The 15,000-nt window shown below is 62.2% G+C and carries 10 protein-coding genes, 1 tRNA gene, 2 rRNA genes and 3 pseudogenes (1 of these 16 only partly in view); 8 read left to right on the plus strand and 8 right to left on the minus strand.

Going from position 1 to position 15,000, the window contains the following annotated elements:
• A partial coding sequence (locus JSE7799_RS07415) for an IS1380 family transposase (RefSeq protein WP_055663046.1) occupies window positions 1-957 on the minus strand: 957 nt, incomplete at its 3' end.
• 124 nt (window positions 958-1,081) lie between these two features.
• Here JSE7799_RS07415 and JSE7799_RS21650 point away from each other — a divergent pair.
• From JSE7799_RS21650 to JSE7799_RS07435, 6 genes are all read left to right on the plus strand, one after another.
• Complete coding sequence (locus tag JSE7799_RS21650; RefSeq protein ID WP_245624830.1) at window positions 1,082-1,264, plus strand: hypothetical protein; 183 nt, start codon at window positions 1,082-1,084, stop codon at window positions 1,262-1,264.
• Window positions 1,206-1,538, plus strand: coding sequence for a hypothetical protein (locus tag JSE7799_RS21655; protein ID WP_245624828.1), 333 nt, complete (start codon window positions 1,206-1,208; stop codon window positions 1,536-1,538). The genes JSE7799_RS21650 and JSE7799_RS21655 overlap by 59 nt, the downstream gene beginning before the upstream one ends.
• A 30-nt stretch (window positions 1,539-1,568) precedes the next feature.
• Window positions 1,569-1,901: an ATP-binding domain-containing protein gene (locus JSE7799_RS21660; protein WP_245624829.1), complete on the plus strand. Its 333-nt coding sequence runs from the start codon at window positions 1,569-1,571 to the stop codon at window positions 1,899-1,901.
• 61 nt (window positions 1,902-1,962) lie between these two features.
• Entirely contained in the window at window positions 1,963-2,346 is a 384-nt protein-coding gene (locus JSE7799_RS07425) for a hypothetical protein (protein ID WP_222101721.1), read from the plus strand.
• Window positions 2,347-2,689: 343 nt separating this feature from the next.
• Window positions 2,690-3,385, plus strand: a complete 696-nt coding sequence (locus JSE7799_RS07430) for a peptidoglycan recognition protein family protein (RefSeq protein WP_055663041.1) — start codon at window positions 2,690-2,692, stop codon at window positions 3,383-3,385.
• Entirely contained in the window at window positions 3,385-6,144 is a 2,760-nt protein-coding gene (locus tag JSE7799_RS07435; RefSeq protein WP_055663042.1) for a S8 family serine peptidase, read from the plus strand. Before JSE7799_RS07430 ends, JSE7799_RS07435 begins: the two co-directional genes overlap by 1 nt.
• A gap of 338 nt (window positions 6,145-6,482) precedes the next feature.
• Here JSE7799_RS07435 and JSE7799_RS20415 read toward each other — a convergent pair whose 3' ends face one another.
• Window positions 6,483-7,007, minus strand: coding sequence for a hypothetical protein (locus JSE7799_RS20415; protein ID WP_144431608.1), 525 nt, complete (start codon window positions 7,005-7,007; stop codon window positions 6,483-6,485).
• Window positions 7,008-7,040: 33 nt separating this feature from the next.
• On the opposite strand from JSE7799_RS20415, the gene JSE7799_RS20420 reads away from it, so the two are divergent.
• Together JSE7799_RS20420 and JSE7799_RS07445 are read left to right on the plus strand one after the other, a co-directional pair.
• Window positions 7,041-8,399: a hypothetical protein gene (locus JSE7799_RS20420; protein ID WP_222101722.1), complete on the plus strand. Its 1,359-nt coding sequence runs from the start codon at window positions 7,041-7,043 to the stop codon at window positions 8,397-8,399.
• Between the two features lie 48 nt (window positions 8,400-8,447).
• Window positions 8,448-8,939 (plus strand): hypothetical protein, encoded by a 492-nt coding sequence (locus JSE7799_RS07445; protein WP_055663044.1) that lies wholly within the window; start codon window positions 8,448-8,450, stop codon window positions 8,937-8,939.
• A 300-nt stretch (window positions 8,940-9,239) separates the two neighbouring features.
• Here the strand turns inward: JSE7799_RS07445 and JSE7799_RS07450 are convergent.
• The 6 genes and pseudogenes from JSE7799_RS07450 to JSE7799_RS07475 all read right to left on the minus strand — a co-directional run.
• Window positions 9,240-10,331: pseudogene (locus tag JSE7799_RS07450) on the minus strand (IS630 family transposase).
• A gap of 61 nt (window positions 10,332-10,392) precedes the next feature.
• Window positions 10,393-10,578 (minus strand): annotated as a pseudogene (locus JSE7799_RS07455) (IS1634 family transposase N-terminal domain-related protein); the annotation flags it as partial.
• A gap of 128 nt (window positions 10,579-10,706) precedes the next feature.
• Window positions 10,707-11,903: pseudogene (locus tag JSE7799_RS07460) on the minus strand (IS256 family transposase).
• A 501-nt stretch (window positions 11,904-12,404) separates the two neighbouring features.
• Window positions 12,405-12,481, minus strand: a tRNA-Met gene (locus JSE7799_RS07465).
• Between the two features lie 41 nt (window positions 12,482-12,522).
• A 5S ribosomal RNA gene (gene rrf, locus JSE7799_RS07470) occupies window positions 12,523-12,637 on the minus strand.
• 72 nt (window positions 12,638-12,709) lie between these two features.
• Window positions 12,710-15,000, minus strand: a 23S ribosomal RNA gene (locus tag JSE7799_RS07475) (it continues 535 nt past the right edge of the window).

Here is a 15,000-nt window from a genome sequence, read left to right on the forward strand (position 1 = left end):
GTAGCGGGTGTCCTGTCCCATGGGGCCAACCTCGACGCGGGCGATGACGCGGCGGGGTTTCGACCACGAGCGGGCTGCGTAGGAGAAGGTTTTGAACCGGCGCAGCTTCTGGCCCGGCGTTCGGGCGTAGCGCGCCGCTGTCGATGCCTCCAATGCCGAGATGTTCCGCGCCAGACGGCCGTTCTTTGACAAACCAAAGACATAGCGCAGCCCGAGCCTGTCACACAGGTCCAGAACCTGCGGGGTGCAGTAGTGGCTGTCGGCTCGCAGCAGGATTTCTGTCTCGGGCCAATGCCTGGCAATCTGCCGGATCAACCGGCGGATGTGGGCCGCGCTCTCGGCCCCATTGGGGCGGCGGGCCGGGCGCAGCAGTGTCCCGACGAGCTGGCCTTCGCCGTCGAAGACGACGATCGGCTGGAAGCCGAACTCGTCGTAGAACGCATTGAACAGGCGCAGCTGCTGGTGGCCATGCACCGCGTCAAAGGTATCGTCGATGTCGAGCACGATCCGGCTTGGGGGGCGCGCAAACGAGTGGCAGTAGAACCGGACCATCTCGCGGCCCATGCGGATAAGGGCGCGGGTGTCGGGCAGGTTTTCCATGCGAGAGATCGTTGGCTGCGAACACAAGGCCGGCCCTGTTTCCGGGCCACGCTCCAGCGCGATCCTGAAGCTGGGATCGTTCCGCAGGGCCGTTGCGTCGTTGCCGTCTTCATATCCCGCCGCGATCATCATGATCCGGAACCGAATGATGTCGCACAGGCTATGCTGAACTTTCGCCGGGTCACGCGGATCGTGCAGGCAATCTGCGAGCCGCTGCGCCAGACCCGCCCTGCGCTCGATCTCGCGCAGCAGGGTCAGGCCGGCGTCGGAGCTCATGTCGGCGCCGTCAAACCCGAGCAGGACCGGCTTACCGTTAAGGGGTGACAGGCGGGGCGTGGAGCACGTAGACTGGGTCATGGCGGAGGTCGTCCTGCTGAAATCTGAATCTTTGGCGCCGATAACCAAAAAATACAGAGTTTCAGACGGTTACGCCACCTCCGCCGCCTTCTCGTGAATTATCCGGGTTAAGTCGAAGATCATGGTGGTCACCGGCGGCCCCGGTGTCGGCAAGACCACGATCGTGAACTCGATCCTGCGCATCCTGGCCGCGAAAAGCCGCGCAGAGCAGGATCATCACGACGGCGCACGCAATCAACGCGGGCCGCGTGCCGGACCTCACCCCGCCGGATGGCGAGACGGATTTCTACTTCGTGCCAGCCGCTGACCCCGAACAGGCGGTGCCGCGGATCGTCGAACTGGTCTCCAGGCGCATCCCGCGCCGCTTCGGCTTCGACCTGATCAGGGACATCCAGGTTCTCTGTCCGATGAACCGGGGCGGCGTTGGCGCCCGTTCGCTCAACATCGAACTTCAAGCCGCCCTGAACCCCGTGGGGGAAAACAAGGTGGAGCGCTTCGGCTCGACCTTCGCGCCGGGCGACAAGGTCATGCAGATCGAGAATGACTACGACAAGGAGGTCTACAACGGCGATATCGGCTAAGTCGAAGGCGTCGATCTGACCGAGGGCGAATTGACCGCCAGCTTCGACGGCCGGAGCGCCAGCTACCTGTTCGGGGAACTCGATATCCTGGTGCTGGCCTACGCCACAACGATCCACAAAAGCCAAGGATCGGAATACCCGGCTGTCGTCATCCCGGTTCTGACCCAGCACTACGCCATGCTGCAGCGCAACCTGCTTTATACCGGCATCATCCGAGGCAAGCGCCTCGTGGTGATTGTCGGCCAGCGCAAGGCGGTGGCCATCGCGGTCAAGAACGTCTCAGGGCGAAGGCGCTGGTCGAAGTTGCGAGAATGGCTGCCCGGGACAGGCGGAGTTATCGACGCTGGCATCGGGACAGGCTGATGCACGATGCGGTGCAGCCGAATATTGACCGAAACCCCTCACGAGGCAAACTCGGCGGGCAATGAAATCCAACCGGAGGACCGAGATGCACGCCCCGCAAGAGATCTGGCAGGACCAATGCGCTGCGACGATCGACATCCTGCACCGCTTCGGCCACACCGCCGCCTTCGACTACCTTGTTGGCGAAAAGCTGCTGAGATTCACGACTGCCGCAGCGACTCGCCCGGAGTTTGCTCAGCAGTTGCCGAAGTTCCTCTCCGAGATCCGCGGGATATTCCCTCCCGTGGGAATTGACGCCGACCTTCACCGAGTCGAGGACCTGCTCCTTGAACAGGTGCGCGCGGACTCGCTAGACGACGACCTGCCCTCCTGCGCCAGCGCGGACCTCGCGGCCTTTCGACAGGTGGCCGATCTTCTCAGGGCGCCCGCGCTCGGGACGGCGTGAATCGGCGGCGAACGCAAAACATCGACAGCGACGTGCAGGGAGCGGGCGGTCCAAATGTGCGAACCGTTGGCGGCCTGCTGGACGTGACCGGCCCCTATGCGGAATTTCACGGGGGCTCTCGGTGCCGCAGCGCAGCCCGCTGAACCGGCCATTAGCTGCGGCCGCGAGATCGAGACGGACCCGAACTCGCACTCTGCGGGACAGAGCTTGCGTTCATCGCTTCTCCCCGAAGGTATACTAGTTCCAGAAGTCTACAGTTGACGTAGCGGCATCTGAATGCAATTATAAGGTTAATTTAGATTCTTTGTTCCCGCAGATCATCTTTGAGCAAAGGATATTTTAAATGGACAGACTGACTCTGGGCCAATCTTTAAACCTCTCCACCGACATGATCGCCGCAGGTCGACACAACCGCTCTGGGCGGTCCATGTCGCCGAGTCATATTACGATCCACAATACCTCGAACACCTCGGCAGGGGCCGATGCTTTGGCCCATGCGCGCTTCGTCACGCAGACCGGCTTTTATAAGATCAACGACAGGAAGCACCCGGTCTCCTGGCATTACACGGTCGACGACATGCGGGTGGTCAAACACCTACCCGTCAACGAGGTCGGCTTCCACGCCAAGTCCGGCAATCGCCGCTCAATCGGCATTGAGATCTGCATGCATGCGGGCATCGATCAAAACGCCGCGAACGACCGCGCCGCACGGCTCGTTGCGGCGCTGATGCATGACTTGGGTATCCTTGGAGCGCAGGTCGTCACCCACAAACACTGGACGAACAAGCCCTGTCCGAAACTGCTGTTGACGGAGTTCGACGCATTCGTCGCCGCAGCGCAGGGCCATTTCGACGCCATTCTGCACGACCCGACAGAGTCCTTTGATCCGCCAGACGTGCTTCTGACTGCCGAAGAGCTTACAGCGATCCGCAATTTCGTCGATGGCGGCACAGAGGCGATCGACGATGACACTCTCGAAGTGGAGGACCCACATCCCGGCACGCTTGACCCGGAAACGCTGCAAGGACCCGGTGTCTGATGCGCTTCGATCCGAAATGGCTGAACTCCGACGGATTTTCCTATAGCGTCGGCTACGCCCTCGCCTCGATGGCGCAACTTGCCTACACCGACGCGCGCGGCGTTCAGCGCGCGCTCCAGACGCTGTGGCGGGGGCAGTTGACGATCTTCTCCATCGGTCGCTCGCAAGGGTTCGTCGCGACCGCCGACGAGGTCGTCCTAGTATCTTTTCGCGGCACCGATCAGATCAGCGACTGGTGGGACAATTTGAGGGTTCGGACGCGCGAGACCGAGTTCGTGGATGGCGGCGTGCATCGCGGCTTCCTCGACTCTTACGACGTGGTCCGCACGACCGTGAATAAAGCGCTTGACTCGGCGGGGGCGGACGGTGGCAAGCGGCTCTGGTTCACCGGGCATAGTCTGGGCGGCGCCCTTGCCACCCTCGCCGCGGTGGATCATGTCGACCGCGGCGTCACGGGGGTCACCACCTTCGGCCAGCCGCGAGGCTTCTCAACGGAGGCCCGCCAGAGCATCAACGCGCGGCTCGGCATCCGCTACGACCGCATTGTGAACGACTGCGACCTGGTGGCCCGCATCCCCGGCCATCTGCATCACGCCGGTCAGCTGCACTTGCTCGACGAGGGCGGCCCGCGCACATTGCCGGAGGACGGCACGGAAGCGGCCGAGACCGACGGCCCTCCACCTCTCTCGCGCGAACATGAGGTGATCCTGAAGGCACAGATCGAGGCCGCCGACGCTATGGAGGCGGATGGCCTCTTTGGCTCCGAAGAGCCGGGCCAGGGCGCCGAAGGCCTGCTGCCGGGCATCCGCGCGCACCGCATGTCGCTCTACGCCGACCGGATGCGCCAAGCGGCTGACGCCGTGTACCCCGTGTTCCAGGTCGAGACCGCGCCGATTGCTGCTTCTCGGATCGAGGCGCAAGGCATCGCCCGCGTCGGCGCCCCGCCCGACGCCGCCGACCTCTTCGCTGGCGAAACCTTCGGGATCGAGGAGATCGGCCAGCTGCGTCCCAATGCGGCCGACCTGACTGATCCGGTCGACCGGCAGCTCAATGCGCCGCAGCCCGTCGTGATCCTGCTGCGCAGCGAAGACTGGACCCCGCCCGATGGAATGGTGGTGGATACCCGTCAGGGCCTAGTGGTGACCGCGATGGCCAGCCCGGCGCAGATCGCCATGGCCGAGCGCGACCGCGCCCATGTCAGCTCGATAGAGATCAGCCGCGAGGTCGAGGCGCTGGAGCTGCACGAATCGGGCGAGGTCGTGGCCGCCCGCGCCGCCCAGCGCCCACCCATATCCGAGCGTGGGGCTCATGCGGCGGTTGGGCTGGTGGATACGGGCATCGACATCCTGCACCGGGGGTTCCTTGACGACGCGGGCCGGACCCGCATCCATGCGATCTGGGATCAGTTCGACGCGAACGGCCCATCCCCCGCCACGGTCGATCGTTCCTTCGGGCCCGATTACGGTCGGCTTTGGCTGCGCGACGAGATCGAGGCCCTGATCGCGGCCGATCCCGGCGCGGTCCCGCCCCGCCTGCGCGACCCGCGCGGCCACGGCACCCATGTCGCCGGTATCGCGGCCGGGCGCGCGGTGGGAGGTCTGGCCGACGGGCTGGCCCCTGATGCGGCCATTGTCGTGGTGATCCCGCGGCTTTCGCCCAGTACGCCGCAGGATCCGCCCAGCCTTGGCTATTCCAAGACCCATGTCGACGCGATCTACTTTCTAAAGCGCGCGGCGGCGGGCGGCACCCCAGTCCTGCCAGCCCCCCGCCCGATGGCCGTCAATGTCAGCCTTGGCATGATGGCGGGCCCGCACGATGGCCGCACCCCGCTTGAACGCGCATTTGAGCAGGTGGTCAATGACGGCTACGCCGAGGGCTTCGCCGTGATCAAGTCGGCTGGCAACTCAGCCGAGGACGCGCTGCATACGCAGGCAAAGCTCTGCGGCGGCTGGCAGGATGTCAGCTGGACCCGCGTCATCGACCTGTCGCGACGGCGCGACTACTTCGAGGTCTGGCACCATGGCACCGACCGCGTGAGCTTCCGCGTGATCGACCCGCAGGGGAACGCGACCGACATCTGCTCGGAGGACACGCCGTTGGTGCGGGCCGTGCTGTGCGGAAACGTCGTCCGGCTCGACCTGATCCCGACGCATCCACACAATGGCGACGCACAGCTCGTAATCGCGATCGACGCGGACAGCCAGCCGATCCAGGGCGGCCGCTGGCGGCTGCGCCTACGCGCCGAGGACATCCGGTCCCGTGACCGCCGACTCGACATGTGGACCGAAACCCGCCGCGCAAATCCCGTACGCTTCGACCATCCGATGCGCGAGGGCACGCTGTCGGTGCCCGGCACCGCAGATTTCGTCATCTCGGTCGGTGCGTGCGGCGCCGAGGACGGGCTGCTGCTGGCCCCTTTCTCGTCGCACGGACCGACGCGGGACGGGCGTGACAAGCCGGATGTCTGCGCGCCGGGAATCGGCGTGTACTCGGCGCGGGCGCAAGGCGTATCGGGCGACGAGCAGATCGCGAAGAACGGCACCTCGATGGCCGCGCCACATGTCACGGGTGCCGTGGCGCTCGCGTTCTCTCGCCGGGCGGCCGCCGGTCTGCCACAGCCCAGCACGGCAGAAATTCTGGGCGCGCTAAGACGCCACGCGCGATCGATCGGCGGGTTCCACACGGGCTTTGGCAGCGGCATTCTGGACGTGCGCGCATTTCTTAACGCCACTCGCGACAGCATGCCTGAAGTGCCCTAACGCGCGCGGCATTAGCCGTCGCGAGCGGCTTTTGTCGGCACTCTTGGTCTGGCTCTTGATGGGGGCTGGCGGAAGGGTTCACGGGTCAAAGGTTGTCGTACGTATCGGAGTGGTTGTGATGTAGATCACTGGGAGATGGGGCTGCGGAGCGAATGGATTTCTTTCGATACCTTGCACTGATCGCGCTCGCCATCGCGGCAGGGACCGTACTGCTGTGGCTGACGGTGCTTGCGTTCAGACGCACGGGGGCGGGGAACGACGTCGTTCTGGGGATCGCTGCCCTGGCATTCGCGGTGGCCGCAGCATCCTATCTTGTCGATCGCTGGATCACCTTCCGGTCAGCGCCCGCACGGATCGTTCTGAATACCTTTGTGCCATCGAGTGCGGACGTCGCAGATGACGCGGGGCTCATGGCAGCTGCGGTCGAGGCGCATATGCGGGACATATACGCGCTCCTCTCTCCACCGCTTGAGCCTTGGCGACAATGGCGCGAGCCCGCAACGCCCAGGCTGCTGGCACGGATCACCGAAGACCTGCTCGCCACGGTGAGAACGGAAGAGCCACCCCTTATCCAGACGGCAGAGATATCGACGGGCCCGATCGGCTTCAATTTCGCCGCTCGGCTGCCGCGTATCCGCCGTCGCGACGAGATCATTAGCGGCGTGGTATCGTCCGGTGATGGGGATCGGCTTTCGGTCGACGTCGCCGGAACCGTAGATGAACGGTCCTTTGCCGTTCGGATCACCGCCCCAGGTGCGGATGAGGCCGCCGCGCTGATCGCCGCCGCAATCTACGCCCATAGCGCCGACCTTGAAGTCCGGGGCCAGGACGCGGCGGAATTCGTCCTTGCGGTCGGCGATCATCGCAGGGCCGTCCGCTTCGGGACAGAGGACGCCTTGAAGCGAGCCCACGACAGGATTCACGGTTTGACGGATCGACGCCCCAATTGGCCGGAGGCGGGCCTTCTGGCGGCGGCGATCTTCACCGAAGTCGCGTCACGCCGGATGCCGGAGACGGAGCAGAAGACGAAGGGCGCGCTCGACGAAGATGAATACCGAGCGGAAATCCTTCGGACGGCGCTGCCACATCTGTTATCCTTCGAGGGTACAGACCCGGATCTGTCCCGCCTAGTCGACCTGATGGCGCTCAACACACTCATCCGTGTCGTCCAGTACCCGGATCGGCGCGAGAGTATACGCCTCGCCTTCGAGCGGCGCGCCCGTCAGATGCACAAAACGTGGACGAAGCGGCAGGAGGCCGCTCAAAAAGAAGACGCAAAAGGGGCTAAAGGTTCGGACCAGAAAGACAGCGACGGTCCGCCGATGGAGGAGCTGGAAGCTGCGGCTCTGGCGCGAGCCACCCTGTTGGGCGCTCTGGGGCCGAAAAAAGGTCCCGACTGCGCGCCTGACGAACGGGTTGAGGCCTTCTTCGGGTCGATCGAGAACGCGACCGATCGCTTCCCCGAACTGATTCTCTTCTACCGTGTGTCCGGCCTTTACTGTAGGTTGCTTGCCGCTCTCAGCACGGATCCAAAGAACATGATCGCCTTGAAGGAGGTGCGGGACGCGCTTGGCGGGATAATCGCCCAGCGGCGGGCCACCCTGAGCGATGCTCGGCTTGGTCATAACGAGTTACGCCTGCACTGGACCGCGCTGGCGGCGGAACGAGCTCTGGAACTGAGGGCCCGCATCGCCCTCGGAGAAAAGGAAGAAGAGCTGAGATATGCCCTGCTGGATGCGATCTCAGAGGCCGAACGCATGGACCGAGGTCTTCAGGCACGCCCTGGCGGGTGGATGCGTGCACATCTCGCGACGCTACAGATCGAGGCGTCGCTCGATTTCGCCGACCGAGCGCAGGATCATCCCGAGAAGGCGAAAGACCTGTTGCGTGACGCTGCTGCGTATGGCGCGGACGCAGCGCGCACCCTCGGTCTACCTGCGTCGGTCACGGACGTTACCGCCGAATGGGAGGCGGATTCCACGATAAGAACCGAGATCGTGCGGCTGCTCGCGTCCCAATGGCCCGTCGCAAGAGACCAACCGCTTGGCGATCTCTGGATCATCGCGCGCGCATTGCTGGCGAGCAGTGATCTGCCGCCTGAGGACGCGGGCAAGCTTTGGTCGCCCGTCGACCCCGAGGAAATCCGCCGCAAGCTGTGCGAAGACCTCGCGCCGGGAGCACGCAACCGTCTGCTGTCGCCGACGCCGCGTCTAGCAGACGAGATCGGTCCGCTGCTGAACTCGCTCAAATGCTAACCGTTCTCGCCCTAGTCGTCATTCTCTAAAGAAAGGAGCCCTCTGACAATGACCCGTTTCATGATTTTACTGACCCTAGTAGGCACGCCGGCCTTCGCGCAGGTGCAACCATTTGACTCAAATAGTGATTTTGAGCTTCCGATCGTCATTGGGCTTGGATGTCCTCCATGGTGCGTCGATGAAGAGCTTCCCCCGGAGGTCATGAACGTCGTCCGTCCGCTCAGCTCCATGATGATGCTGGGTGCAATGCTACAGGGCGCCGAGGCGAATGAGGCGGATACAGATGCGCTGGAGCAGGGTCTTGGGGTGAAGTACGACACCTTGCGCGATATAGCCAAACTGCCGGAGATGGCAGCGACGACCTGTCCGCCGCATTGCTTTCCAAAAGACAGCGCAGAGGCGCACGTAGAGCTTAACGCTCAGGCATGGTCAATCATCCAACACATTTCGCAGGATGCGGGATTTCTTGAGCAACCCGGTTTCGCCGATGAGGTTGAGGCGATGCAGGGGACGATAGAGCTCCTAAAGGGGAAACGTTGAAATGCTCAATCCACAAACTAACTGTCAGGCGGCTTCAGCAAACCGTGTTGGCGCGTGGGCCTGACTTAAGCAACAGCCTGAATACGCCCCGATGGCCTTGCACCGCTTTGTCACGGGCGGCGTGACATCGGCCGTAGGCGCCGAGGTTCCTGGAGGCGAGGCCGCAGAACGGCTGCATAAATTCGAGGAACCGGCCGATCAGGGCGTTCACGGTGTTGATGTGATGGCTGCGCGGGGTGCGCCTGGAGCGGCGTTCAGAGCGAAGTGCGGTATGCGCTAGTGTTCCGCGTCTGACAGATCCTACCCGTTTCCACGGATTTCATCCAGCGCGTCGAGTGCGCGGCGTTCGCGGTCGAGGATGTCTTCGGCGGTTTTGGTCCACTTGAATGGCTTCGGCGTCTCGTTGTGTTGCGCCAGATAGTCGTAGATCGCAGCCTCCAGATCATCGACGCTCGAGTAGCTGCCGCGTCGGATGCGCCTCGACGTGATCTCGGCGAAGAAGCGCTCCACGAGGTTCAGCCACGACGCGCTTGTGGGGGTGAAGTGCAGCTTGAAGCGCGGGTGTTTGTCCAGCCAGGCCCGCACCTCGGGCGTCTTGTTGGTGGCGTAGTTGTCGAGCACCAGATGGACATCGCGCTTGCCCGGTACGGCCTTGTCGATGTTGCGGAGGAATTTCAGGAACTCCCTGGCGCGATGGCGGGGCATGCAGTCGCCGATGACCTTGCCCGACTTCACGTCGAGTGCCGCGAACAGCGTGGTCGTGCCGTGGCGCTTGTAGTCGTGGGTCATGGTGGCCGCGCGGCCTTTCTTGAGCGGCAGCCCCGGCTGGGTGCGATCCAGTGACTGGATCTGCGACTTCTCATCGACGCACAGGACCACGGCCCGGGCCGGCGGGTCGAGGTAAAGCCCCACGAGATCCGTGACCTTCTGCTCGAACATCGGGTCGTTCGAGACCTTGAACCCCTTCGTGACATGCGGCTTGAGGCCGGCCTCGGCCTAGATGCGACCCACGCTGGACGGCGAGATGCCCATGGCTTCGGCCATCAGCGCGCGGCTCCAGTGCGTGGCGTTGGGCGGCGTCTCCTGCACCGTCTTGGCGATGACCTTCAGCCGCGTTTCCATGGGCAGCGGCGGCACACGTGAAGGTCGTGTCTTGTCGCGCTTGAGACCTGCCACGCCTTCCTCGAGATACCGTTGCTGCCAGCGCCACACCGTGGGCTTCGACGTGCGCGCACGACGCATGATCTCGAAGGTGCCGTGACCATCCGCGGTGGCCAGGACGATCTCGGCCCGCCAGACAAGCTTGCGCGGCGTGTTGCGGTTGGAGGTCAGCGCTTCAAGTTCAGCGCGGTCGACGGGGCCAAGGTAAAGGCAGATGTCGGAGCGTCTCATGCGCCCGAATATGGCACAGCATGTCAGCCTTGGGAATCTAGTGTCAGGTGGCGAACACTATGTTCTCGGCCCGCCCGACAGCCCGGTTGAGCCCGTTGATCAGCGGATCCAGCTGCGCCGGCGTGATCTGGTCCAGGCGCCCAAGGTTGGCCACGACGCGCGTGCGGACCTTGCCGCTGTCGTTTCGGAAGGATTCGACCAGTTGCGGGTACTGGCGGCCTCCGGTCTTGGAGATACGGGTGTACATTTTGTGGCGACGATACCACGCCGGAAGCAATTATTTCAATAGAATGCATGACCAAAGCGCGGGTAGTGTCCCGGGAGATGGTGTAGGAACTGGCGTCCACCTGCTTCTCCATAGCTGGTGTCGCTCGTTCACTGCGCGGCGATCATCGTCGCCGTGCCGTTATCGTCGCACACGCCCGTCAGCTTTTCCACCGGCATATAGCGGCGGGAGACGGCCCACTCGTCATTCTGTTCCAGCATCAGTGCTCCGACGAGGCGGATGACGGCCTCACGGTTCGGGAAGATCCCGACCACGTTGGTGCGGCGCTTGATCTCCTTGTTGACGCGCTCCAGCGGCCTCGTGCTGTGCAACTTCGAGCGCAGGCTCTCGTCGAAGGCCATGTAGGCGAGGACGTCGTGCTCGGATTCGTCCATCAGCTCGGCCACGTCGCGGAACCGCTCGCGGAGGCTGTCGGCGACCTCGCGCCAGCGGGCATGGGCCTGGTCTCGGTCCTTCTCGGCGAAGACGGTCTTCACGACGGCGCTGACCACCGGCTTGCTGGTCTTGCCCACGCGGGCCAGGAGATTGCGCTGGAAATGCACGCGGCAGCGCTGCCACCCTGCGCCCAGGACCTTGCGGACAGCGGCCTTCGGGCCCTCGTGGGCATCGCTGATCACCAGCTGCACGCCCCGCAGGCCGCGGCGCGTGAGAGACCGCAGGAAGTCGGCCCAGAACGTCTCGGCTTCCGAGGGCAGGACGGTGATCCCCAGGATCTCCCGACGTCCGTCTGTGTTGACCGCCACGGCCACTATCACCGCCATGGAGACGATCCGCCCGCCCTCACGCAGCTTCACATAAGTGGCGTCGAGCCAGAGGAAGGGTCAGTCGCCTTCGAGAGGCCGGTTCAGGAACGCCTGCACCCGCTCGTCGATCTCCTCGCAGCGCCGCGACACCTGGCTCTTCGACGTGCCCGTCAGACCCATGGCGCGAACCAGGTCATCGACAGAGCGGGTGGAAACACCGTGGATGTAGGCCTCCTGTATGACCGCCATCAGCGCCTTCTCCGCCGTCCGGCGCGGCTCCAGGAACGTGGGGAAGTAACTGCCCTTGCGCAGCTTGGGGATGTTCAGCCCGATGGTCCCCGCCCGGGTATCCCACTGCCGCGGCCGGTAGCCATTCCGCTGGTTCTCGCGGTCCGGGCTGCGCTCGCCATGCCCGGCACCGCACACCGTGGCCACCTCGATGTCCACCAGTCGCTGTGCGGCATCCTGGATCAGGTCCCGCAGGAAATTCGCGTCATCGCTCTTGGCGATCACGCCCGGAAGGTCGATCACGGTCTCGGTCATCGTGCTCTCCTTCGTTGTCATCGGTCTTTGAACAACCTCAGACTACGAAGAAGCGCGGTGGCCGCCAGCCCGGCCGCGCGCTGCGCTACGCCAAATGGCTCCGCGCGCGGCCTCTTACACCACCGGTCGGGGCACTACCAAAGCGCGTGATGACATGAAGCGTCGCATGCGGCATGAACCCCCGCGCCAACTCATTGAAAAACAGTCATCCGCAATCTGAAATCCGCTTAGATCAGCCTCTGAACTGTCGAACTTGGGGGTGCTGGAGGTTGTCGCGGTCGATGTTCGAGGGCTCGCCTTCGGTCGCGGGATCCCGGCCAGTATCGATGGGATGATCCCCGATCGAGCGGCACTGGAAGCAACGCTCATGGCAGCCACCGATTTACGAAGCGATATGAACGACTTTGTTCCCTCTTGCTTCCACAGTGCTTCCACGGTGGCTGGAAACGCAAACGCCGCCCCGGAGGGCGGCGCATAAAAGTTTAATAACGCGTGTAGATTTGGTTGCGGGAGTAGGATTTGAACCTACGACCTTCAGGTTATGAGCCTGACGAGCTACCGGACTGCTCCATCCCGCGCCATTTCCATCGTCGAGAGATACATCCGAAGAGCTTTCTAGGTTTGGCGATGACCTACTCTCCCACGCCTTAAGACGCAGTACCATCGGCGCTACAGCACTTAACGGCCGGGTTCGGGATGGGACCGGGTGTTTTGCTTGCGCTATGATCACCAAACCGAAAAAGCTCTTCGGATTTCCAAGTCGCGTACACCGTGGTGTATGCTTTTGAGCCAGCCTTCTACTGGATCAAATCAAGCCTATCGGACAATTAGTACCGGTCAACTGAACGCTTTGCAGCGCTTACATCTCCGGCCTATCGACGTGGTGGTCTACCACGGTCCTCAGGGATACCTTGTTTTGAGGGGGGCTTCCCGCTTAGATGCCTTCAGCGGTTATCCTGTCCGATCATAGCTACCCAGCACTGCCATTGGCATGACAACTGGTCCACCAGTGGATCGTTCACCCCGGTCCTCTCGTACTAGGGGCAACTCCTCTCAAGTATCCTACACCCACGGAAGATAGGGACCGAACTGTCTCACGACGTTCTAAACCCAGCTCACGTACCTCTTTAAACGGCGAACAGCCGTACCCTTGGGACCTGCTCCAGCCCCAGGATGAGATGAGCCGACATCGAGGTGCCAAACGATGCCGTCGATATGGACTCTTGGGCATCATCAGCCTGTTATCCCCGGCGTACCTTTTATCCGTTGAGCGATGGCCCTCCCACTTGGGACCACCGGATCACTATGGCCGTCTTTCGACTCTGCTCGACTTGTCAGTCTTGCAGTCAGGCTGGCTTCTGCCATTGCACTCAACGAGCGATGTCCGACCGCTCTGAGCCAACCTTCGCGCGCCTCCGTTACTCTTTAGGAGGCGACCGCCCCAGTCAAACTACCCGCCACAGAGGGTCCCGGATCCGGATGACGGACCGCGGTTAGATATCAAGCGAAGCAAGGGTGGTATCTCAAGGATGGCTCCACAGGGACTGGCGTCCCTGCTTCAAAGCCTACCACCTATCCTGCACATGCTTGGCCTGATACCAGTCTGAAGCTGTAGTAAAGGTGCACGGGGTCTTTCCGTCTAACCGCGGGTAACCTGCATCTTGACAGGTAATTCAATTTCGCTGAGTCGATGTTGGAGACAGCGGGGAAGTCGTTACGCCATTCGTGCAGGTCGGAACTTACCCGACAAGGAATTTCGCTACCTTAGGACCGTTATAGTTACGGCCGCCGTTTACCTGGGCTTCAATTCGGAGCTTGCACCCCTCCTTTTAACCTTCAGGCACCGGGCAGGCGTCAGACCCTATACGTCGTCTTGCGACTTCGCAGAGCCCTGTGTTTTTAGTAAACAGTCGCCACCCCCTGGTTTGTGCCCCCAGCCACTAGTTGCCTAGAAACTGGGCCTCCTTCTCGCGAACTTACGGAGGTATTTTGCCGAGTTCCTTCAACATCGTTCTCTCAAGCGCCTTGGTATTCTCTACCAGTCCACCTGTGTCGGTTTAGGGTACGATCTAATGAGAGGCTATTTCCAGGGACTGCTAAGCTGCCCATTCAATCCGATAAGGATGAACAACCTTCGCAATCCGTCACTTCTCTCTGGCCCAGGAATATTAACCTGGTTCCCATCGACTACGCCTTTCGGCCTCGCCTTAGGGGTCGGCTCACCCTGCTCAGATTAGCTTTAAGCAGGAACCCTTGGACTTTCGGCGACAGGGTCTCTCACCCTGTTTGTCGCTACTCATGTCATCATTCTCGCTAGTGATCTCTCCACCGGATGGCTCACGCCCCGGCTTCATCGAAAACTCCGCGCCTCCAAGACACCCGAGGGTGCCGAAGAGGCAAAGAGTTATGTCACACTACGCTCCGCTACCATGCACTATGTGCATCCTCAGCTTCGGCTCATGGCTTGAGCCCCGTTACATCTTCGCCGCAGGACAACTTGTTTAGACCAGTGAGCTGTTACGCTATCTTTAAAGGATGGCTGCTTCTAAGCCAACCTCCTGGTTGTTTTGGTCGTCCCACCTGCTTTCCCACTTAGCCATGAATTAGGGGCCTTAGCTGGAGGTCAGGGTTGTTTCCCTCTTCACGACGGACGTTAGCATTCGCCGTGTGTCTGCCATCTAGTACTCCCGGGTATTCGGAGTTTGGTTAGGATCAGTAAGCCTGTGGGGCCCCATTACCCATCCAGTGCTCTACCCCCCGGGGTATTCGGATGACGCTCTACCTAAATAGATTTCGCGGAGAACCAGCTATCTCCGAGTTTGATTGGCCTTTCACCCCTAGGCACAACTCATCCCGACCTTTTTCAACAGGTGTGGGTTCGGACCTCCAGTTGGTGTTACCCAACCTTCATCCTGGTCATGCCTAGATCACTCGGTTTCGGGTCTGATCCCACGAACTAAATCGCCCTATTAAGACTCGCTTTCGCTGCGCCTACACCTAACGGCTTAAGCTTGCTCGTGAGACCAAGTCGATGACCCATTATACAAAAGGTACGCCGTCAGCTCTCAAGGAGCCTCCGACTGCTTGTAGGCGTTCG

Source organism: Jannaschia seosinensis, from assembly GCF_001408515.1.
Classification (GTDB): domain Bacteria; phylum Pseudomonadota; class Alphaproteobacteria; order Rhodobacterales; family Rhodobacteraceae; genus Jannaschia; species Jannaschia seosinensis.

Excerpts from the sequence above, each read along its gene's own strand:
- JSE7799_RS07425 (WP_222101721.1), top strand. The coding sequence starts at position 1,963 with ATGAAATCCAACCGGAGGACCGAGATGCACGCCCCGCAAGAGATCTGG.
- JSE7799_RS07430 (WP_055663041.1), top strand. The coding sequence starts at position 2,690 with ATGGACAGACTGACTCTGGGCCAATCTTTAAACCTCTCCACCGACATG.
- JSE7799_RS07435 (WP_055663042.1), top strand. The coding sequence starts at position 3,385 with ATGCGCTTCGATCCGAAATGGCTGAACTCCGACGGATTTTCCTATAGC.
- JSE7799_RS20415 (WP_144431608.1), bottom strand. The coding sequence starts at position 7,007 with ATGATCGCCGACCGCAAGGACGAATTCCGCCGCGTCCTGGCCCCGGAC.
- JSE7799_RS07445 (WP_055663044.1), top strand. The coding sequence starts at position 8,448 with ATGACCCGTTTCATGATTTTACTGACCCTAGTAGGCACGCCGGCCTTC.